At 59.8% G+C, this 7,050-nt stretch carries 6 protein-coding genes and 1 pseudogene; 2 read left to right on the forward strand and 5 right to left on the reverse strand.

The annotated features are described in order from the left end of the window. From FHS94_RS18930 to FHS94_RS18950, 5 genes and pseudogenes are all read right to left on the reverse strand, one after another. Positions 1 to 449: pseudogene (locus FHS94_RS18930) on the reverse strand (sigma-70 family RNA polymerase sigma factor); the annotation flags it as partial. A gap of 114 nt (positions 450 to 563) precedes the next feature. Then, a complete protein-coding gene (locus FHS94_RS18935) occupies positions 564 to 1,067 on the reverse strand; it encodes a chemotaxis protein CheW (RefSeq protein ID WP_184060846.1) in 504 nt (167 codons plus the stop codon). 62 nt (positions 1,068 to 1,129) lie between these two features. Beyond that, complete coding sequence (locus FHS94_RS18940) at positions 1,130 to 3,019, reverse strand: methyl-accepting chemotaxis protein (protein WP_343055369.1); 1,890 nt, start codon at positions 3,017 to 3,019, stop codon at positions 1,130 to 1,132. A 350-nt stretch (positions 3,020 to 3,369) separates the two neighbouring features. Beyond that, positions 3,370 to 3,759, reverse strand: a complete 390-nt coding sequence (locus tag FHS94_RS18945) for a response regulator (RefSeq protein WP_184060848.1) — start codon at positions 3,757 to 3,759, stop codon at positions 3,370 to 3,372. Next, on the reverse strand, positions 3,759 to 4,127 hold the full coding sequence (locus FHS94_RS18950; protein ID WP_184060849.1) for a response regulator: 369 nt from the start codon (positions 4,125 to 4,127) through the stop codon (positions 3,759 to 3,761). The genes FHS94_RS18945 and FHS94_RS18950 overlap by 1 nt, the downstream gene beginning before the upstream one ends. Positions 4,128 to 4,325: 198 nt before the next feature. On the opposite strand from FHS94_RS18950, the gene FHS94_RS18955 reads away from it, so the two are divergent. Together FHS94_RS18955 and FHS94_RS18960 are read left to right on the forward strand one after the other, a co-directional pair. After that, complete coding sequence (locus tag FHS94_RS18955) at positions 4,326 to 6,482, forward strand: ATP-binding protein (RefSeq protein ID WP_184060851.1); 2,157 nt, start codon at positions 4,326 to 4,328, stop codon at positions 6,480 to 6,482. A gap of 295 nt (positions 6,483 to 6,777) precedes the next feature. Next, positions 6,778 to 7,050, forward strand: a 273-nt coding sequence (locus FHS94_RS18960; RefSeq protein ID WP_184060853.1) for a PAS-domain containing protein, incomplete at its 3' end; no start/stop codon positions are given.

Below are 7,050 nucleotides of genomic sequence, written 5' to 3' on the forward strand. Positions count from 1 at the left end.
CGCGCCAGCGCTTCCGTGTCTTCGACCATCGACTCCAGCGTGGCTTCGTCACCATCGGAGTTGGTCGAGACAACATGAAGCGACATGGTGGTGGCGTCGACCCTCTTCGCGGAGGGGCGCTGGTCGGTCATCAGGCGGAAACGCAAGCTCTGCAGTTCGCCACGGAGCTGCCAGTTCACAAAGGTGGTGAACTGCGCTTTCTCGGGGTCATAGGCCTGGATAGCGCGATGCACGCAGATCGCGCAGCACTGCTCGGCGTCCTCCCAGTAAGTGGCAAGGCCGTACTGGCGGATGAAGTGGCGGATGCGCGGACCGATGAGCTTCAGGATGTGGGCGAAGGCCTTGTCCGCGTTGGCGTGCTGACGAGCTGTCTGACGAATGTCGCCCGTGGGCGTGTTCTCGATCACAACAGCAACAGCGGCTTCCAACGCAACAGTGGTCTTCGACATCTTCTGGTTCCCCAACCAGCGAAGCGGAGCAGTCCGCCCAACTCTGATGGGGTTGTCTTGACGTCCAATGGTTAACGAGGTGACACAGATTCGGTGCGTAGCGTCGGGCAGCTTCTAAGCAGCTGCCCTGCACACTCCTTTGGAGATCCGGAGAGCGTGCAAGTTAAGAAGAGTCACAGTGGTCACAGCGGCGCGGCTTGCCTCTGTCACACCGTTGCTGTTCGAAATGTGCACAAGGCCGGCAACCAGGTCCGCATCCCTAAGCTCTAGATCGGGCACGCGCTGAATGTCTGCGACCTGGATGGTCACGATGTCGGCAACTTCGTCCACCAGGAAGCCGGCATACTGCCCCGCTATATCGAGCACGAGCACGCAAGAACGTCCGTGGATCGAGGTAGTCTGCCCGACCAGGCGGTGACCCAGATCCATAACCGGGACGACGGTGCCCCGCAGATTGATCACGCCACGAACATCGTCGGCTGCGCCCGGGATCGGGGTCGGGATTTCCCATTCTCGAATCTCGATGAGAGATAGAATGTCGATCCCGAACAGCTGCGTGCCGACTTTGAAAGCAATGATCTTCTGTTCAGAGGCGCCGGTTTCGTGGGTATTGGTCATGTGCTAGCCTCTTGGTCTGGCGTGCGGGAGCCAGCCTGTCGCCTGCTGGCTCCCGCTGCGGATCAGAAGTCGTTCCAATCATCGCTACCTGGCCGGGTGAGGGCAGGGATTGCAGCTGCGGGAAGCGGCTTGACCGGCGACATGTACGAGCTGCTTTTCGCGTCGTGCTTCGGCTTCAACGCTTCCACATGCGAGCTGCCCGGGCGGCCGTGGTTGCGAGCATCTACCTTGAAGCGCGCCGCCTGTTCGGCCAACGCTTGAACTTCTGAGGTGAGGTTACGAGCAGCAGCCGAGGTTTCCTCGACCATGGCGGCGTTCTGCTGCGTTGACTGGTCCATTGTGCTGATCGCGGTGGCAATCTGAGTAATAGCCGACGACTGCGCCTGGTTGTCCGCAGCCATTGCTCCGAGCAGTTGGTGTACCTGCGTGACGTCGCCCGTGATCGCCGACAGTGCAGCGTCCACATTCTGAACGGCCTCCACAGCACTGACCACGTCCGTCTGGGTTGCAGTAAGCTGCTCCCGCGCACGCTTGGCTTCCTCTTCCGAGCGCATGGCGAGCGCGCCAACAAGGTCGGCGACCACCGCAAAGCCCCGGCCGGCTTCACCGGCGCGGCCAGCCTCCACGGCAGCGTTCATCGCCAACACGCGCGTCTGGAAGGCGATCTTGTCGAGACCCTCGATGACGCTGTCGATGCCCTTGGCGCTCTCGGCAACCCGGCCCATTGCCTGGACTGCCTGGTCCGCCCGGCCTCGTCCTTTCGTAACCGTAGCGATCGCTCCATCGGCCCGCGTTACAGTTTCAGCCGCAGACACTGCAGAAGTTCTCAAGCGTTCGTCGATCTGAGCAATGGCTGCCGAGGTCTCCTCGAGCGAGGCTGCATTGCCCTCGGTACGGCGCGCCAAGTCTTCAGACGCCTGGGCGATTTCGCCAGAGCCGGTGCGGATCGAGGCGGTGCTCGCCCCGACAGAGGCAATCAGCTCACGAAGAGCGTTAAGCGCTTCGTTGAAATTGGTTTTCAGGCCTGCATAGCTTTCAGGGAAGTCAACGTTGATCGAGGCAGTAAGATCGCCTGCCGCGAGCGAGTCCAGGTGGTGAGAGACAGTAGCGACTACCATCCTTTGCTGCTCATCGGCTCTCTTCTTCTCAGCCGCGGCCACTTCTTGGGCCTGTGCTGCCTCACGGAACACCTGCACGGCTTTGGCCATCGACCCGACCTCGTCTCGTCGGTCCGCACCGGGAACGTCGACCTTGTTGTTGCCTTTAGCGAGCTCCCGCATCGCGTCCTGAAGCCGGGCGAGCGGGGCAGTGATCGTCGCACGGATGGCAAAGATCCCAGCCGCTACGCCCGCGAGCGCCGCAAGAACGCCAACGATCAGCGACGTTCTAGCGCTTGCCGCGGTCTGCGCGCTCAGATCCGCTGACTCTTGCTGGGCATCGGCAATGGCCTTGTTGTTCAAAGGCACGAGGGTCGCGCCCATGGCCCCAAGTGCATCATCAGCCCCGGCCATGCCGCGCGTGGCTGCAGCGTTGTCGTTGCCCAATCCCAGCGTGATTGCGTTCGACGTTACCTCGTGCACCCGGTCCAGATTTGCCTCGATGTCCTTAAGCTGCGCGTCGAGATCAGGCCGAAGCTGATGCGCCTCGATCAGCAGCTCCTTAGCTGACTGGTAGGCCTTCGCTTCGTCCTTCGGAGTGCGCTGGGCAGTCTCAGTGGCGCCGTCATAAGTAATCGCTTTGTAGCCGGCGTAGACCATCTCTGTGCCCAGGCGCTGGACGCGCGCGAGCTTGGTCGTGCTCGGCAGCTTATGATCCACTAGCTCGCTGTAGCTGCTGTCTACGGCTTTGAGAGTGCTGTTGCCGTAGATCACGACGCCGACGCAGACCAACGCCAGCATCGATAATAGTGCAACGATCTTCGTTACGATCTTCAAGTTCACGAAATGCGCCACGCTGGCACTCCCCCGTCACATAATCCACCAGCCACTCGCAGTTGCCCGATCAACGCGGTCTTGCGCGGTCACGACTGCTACGAAGCGGCACTCAATCGAATTATAGGGGAGAGATGGGAGGCGCGGGCGCCCTGCGACCTCCAAGTTTGTTCAGATAGGACGACCCTTGGCCCAGTCTTTATAGTGCAGAACGAGCCAACCGTTGCGACGGCCAGCTTCTTACTAGAGTTCGCCATTCACGGGCGCTCGCCCGGTGTCGTAGTCGGCCATAGATCCAGGCTGAATAACAGCCGCCAAAACGCTCTATCGTGTGAGATGTAGAGGCAATGTAGCCGGTCTACTTAGCGCCACTACGGGACTGCCTGGTAAAGGGCGGTCTGCTCCAGAACGAGTTCGACGCGGCGCACAAGCTCGGCTGGATCGAACGGCTTCACCAGATAGTCATTCGCGCCCGCAACAAGTGCATCGTCCCGCGGGTCGTCGCCTGCCCTGGCCGTCAGCATGATGATGGGCGTGAGGTAGAGATCGGGCAGGCGGCGCAGCGCGCGCAGGATCTCCATGCCCTGCATACCCGGCAGCTTCTGGTCCAGAAGGATGAGCTCGGGCTTTTTGAACACGATGGTCTCGAAGGCGAGGGTGCCGTGGGGAACGATCCCGATCAGGTGTCCCGCCTGGGTCAAGATCTCCTGAACAACCTCGCCCACCAAGAGATCATCCTCGACGTAGATGATCCGCGCCATCAGGCCCTCGCCAGCATCTGCTCGACGCGGAAGACCAGCTCGTCCGGATCGAAGGGTTTGCGCAGGTAATCATCCGCACCTGCATACCGAGCGAGCTCCTCATCACGCTCACCCCGACGTCCGGTCAGCATCATGACCGGCAAGCTGGCAAACTCCTGCATCTTGCGTAGCTCCTGCACCAGCAACACGCCTGACATGCCCGGCATGTTGCAATCGAGAATGACCGCATGCGGGCGGCGGGCCCTGATGATCCTGAACGCTTCAATGCCATCGGTGACGAGCCCAGCGCCATGACCGGCGCTGATCAGGGCGTCACGGGCGATCTCGCCGACGATCTCGTCGTCGTCTGCAATGATGATACGGGCCATAGACAATCTCTTGTTACGTAAGAGGCAGGTGGGAGAGCCAAGAAGATGCCCCCAGCAGCCGGAGCGACTTTACGAACGCTCGCCTCAACAAGCCATTAACCAAGTGCATCGGCGGGGCGGGCCCGGCCGACCGAGACCCGACGCCCCGCCGGCCCCATCCTTGTTCTATAATGGGAGCGTCAGTCGGCAGGATGTATCATGCTACGCTCAGTATCGAGCCCTAAAATAATTATAATCGCTTGCACTATTCTGCTCGTCGCGGCCGGTTCGCTGACTGCTACGCTCTTCGTCGCGCAAAAGAACGCGGAGAGATGGGTCGCTCACACCCTAAGGGTGGAAGACGAGCTGAGTCACGCCCGGATCCTGATGCTCAAGGCCGAGGTTTTCAAAAGGGGCTACGTTTTAGGTGGGCCGCCTGAGTTCCGGCTGCGCGCGCTCGCGTTGCAGCAGAAAGCAGGGCCAGCGCTTGCCCACATTCGTGAGTTAACTCTCGACAACCATTATCAGCAGCAGAACATCCGAGAGATTCAGCAGCTATATGTCAGGCGGTCAGCAATTACGCGCGAAATCCTGACGCAAGCTGCTCGTGGGAACCGGGCGAAAGCCACTCAAATTGCGCTAAGTCCAGCAAATACTGCTCTGCACGAGCGTTGGGATCGCCTGGCTGAGGCTGCAGACGCTGCAGAGCGGAAGCTGCTCGCAGACCGCCAGATTGCTGCCGGAAGGCTTGAGCGGCCAATGGAATTGGCCATCGCAAGCTCTGCTTTAATCTTTTTATTCCTGGTCTGCATATTCGTAACGGAGCGACGTCGCCGGTTGAACCAACTCGCGGCTCTGAATGCTCAACTAGAGGAGGATATCAGTCGGAGATCTCAGCTAGAGTTGGACTTGTTAGAAGCGCGCAACAACGCAGAAGCCGCCGCTAAGGGTAAGGCGAACTTCCTCGCCAACATGAGCCATGAGATACGCACACCTATGAACGGTGTGCTCGGATTTACGGACTTAATGTTGAGCGGTCGGCTCGAACCTGATCAACGGCGCCATGCTCAGATGATCGCCGACTCTGGAAGGGCAATGATGCGCCTTCTCAACGATATTCTTGACCTGTCCAAGATCGAGGCAGGCCAAATGCAGAACGCCCCGGAGCACGTCGACTTACGACACAAGATCAACAATTGTGTTAAACTGTTAAGGCCAGCGGCTGCACAGAAAAACCTGGAGCTGCACTGCGTTCTTGATCACAGTGTTCCGCAATTTGCGGTTCTGGACGGCCTGCGCCTGCGACAGATTATTCTCAACCTCGTCGGGAACGCAGTGAAGTTTACGCAGGAAGGCTCGGTAACCGTGGCCGCCAAGCTTGAGATCAATGGTGCAACCAGCGTGCTTCAGATCCAAGTTGCCGATACCGGCATCGGCATTTCCCCAGAAAGCCAGGCCGCCATCTTCCAGGAGTTCGTCCAGGCCGAGGGCAACACTGCTGCGCGCTTTGGCGGCACCGGCCTTGGGCTGTCAATCAGCAAGAAGCTCGCTGAAATGATGCTCGGCACGCTTCTGTTCGAAAGCCAGCTGGGTAGTGGCACGACCTTCACGCTCAGAGTGCCCGTGATACCCGCGGTGGCTCTCCCGAGCGTTGAAGCAGGGCCCGAAGACATGCGCGCAGCGCCTCTCGACAAAGTCCACGTGTTGTTGGCGGAGGACCACGATGTGAACCAGGAGCTAATGCAGGCCATGCTCGCCCATCTTGGCCACACCGTAACGATCGTTTCCGATGGCGCTAAGGCCTTCGAGGCGGTGACAGAAGGAGGTGAGAGCGGGCGGAACTTTGATCTGGTCCTCATGGACATGCAGATGCCGGTCATGGACGGCATCGCCGCTACACGGGCCATTCGCGAAGCCGGCCTAACCGCGGAGAAGCTTCCAATCATCGCGCTAACGGCTAACGCATATGCGGATGATGTCGCCAACTGCCTGTCTGCGGGCATGCAAGCTCATATCGCGAAGCCGGTTCAACTTCAGCAGCTTGGAAGCGTCATCAGGACGTGGACAACGAAGCGTGCGACACCGACGCCGCATGCGCACTCTTTCATCAGTCCGGCCCTGCAGGCCAAGTACGTTTCAAGAAAGCGCGACGTGCGCGAATTCGCTGAAGGAGTGCTCGCTAGAGGCACCTTCGACGAAGACACTATCGAGCAGATGCGGTCATTCCTTCACAAGCTCGCTGGCTCGGCGGGAATGTTTCAGGAGGCCGACCTGGGCCTTAAGGCGCAGGAGCTTGAGCTCGCATTGTCGGACGTGAACGTAGAGGCTCGGCCCGACATCATCAGAGAGGTCCTAGCGATGCCACTCGCCGCCTGAGGTACGGCAACCTCCCTGGGTGTGCTCTAATTGAGTTGAGATAGCAGCACCGACGTATCAAGGCAGGTAAAAGGGCGAGTCAGGCGCAGACACGTCGCGTGCTTTACACAATAGCCGGGGACCGGCAAAATTCACACGGTCGGAGCTTGCGACGGTGACTTGGATCGGCGCGGATAGCGGCCGGTCGACTTGCCGGCTCGGCCAGTTTTACCGCCGTTCGGTAAAGTGACGTTTACCCTATCCTGCTATCGCGGTCTCTTGTCACCCTTACGGGTATAGCGTGCCGGAGCGACCGTTGAACGCCCTGAACCCACAGGCAGAAAAGGCTGTGACCGGACTGCTTGAGCTCACGCTCAAGCACATGACAGGCGGCATTCTCATTGTGGACGAGAACGAGGCCGTTGAGGTGGTCAATGACCAGGCCTGCGAGCTATTCAACATCCCGCGTGGCAGCCTGGTGGTCGGGGATACTCTATCCAAGTTCCTGACGATCGTTGGCGAGGGTGTCGGCTGGGAGCCGGAGCGCACCGCACGGGTGATCCACAATCATCGCCTCTGGAAGAGTGAA

It is taken from the genome of Sphingomonas aerophila, from assembly GCF_014199305.1.
Lineage (GTDB): Bacteria > Pseudomonadota > Alphaproteobacteria > Sphingomonadales > Sphingomonadaceae > Sphingomonas > Sphingomonas aerophila.

What these genes read in the sequence shown, in the direction of transcription:
- FHS94_RS18955 (WP_184060851.1), top strand. Translation starts at nt 4,326, where the DNA reads ATGCTACGCTCAGTATCGAGCCCTAAAATAATTATAATCGCTTGCACT.
- FHS94_RS18945 (WP_184060848.1), bottom strand. Translation starts at nt 3,759, where the DNA reads ATGGCGCGGATCATCTACGTCGAGGATGATCTCTTGGTGGGCGAGGTT.
- FHS94_RS18950 (WP_184060849.1), bottom strand. Translation starts at nt 4,127, where the DNA reads ATGGCCCGTATCATCATTGCAGACGACGACGAGATCGTCGGCGAGATC.
- FHS94_RS18935 (WP_184060846.1), bottom strand. Translation starts at nt 1,067, where the DNA reads ATGACCAATACCCACGAAACCGGCGCCTCTGAACAGAAGATCATTGCT.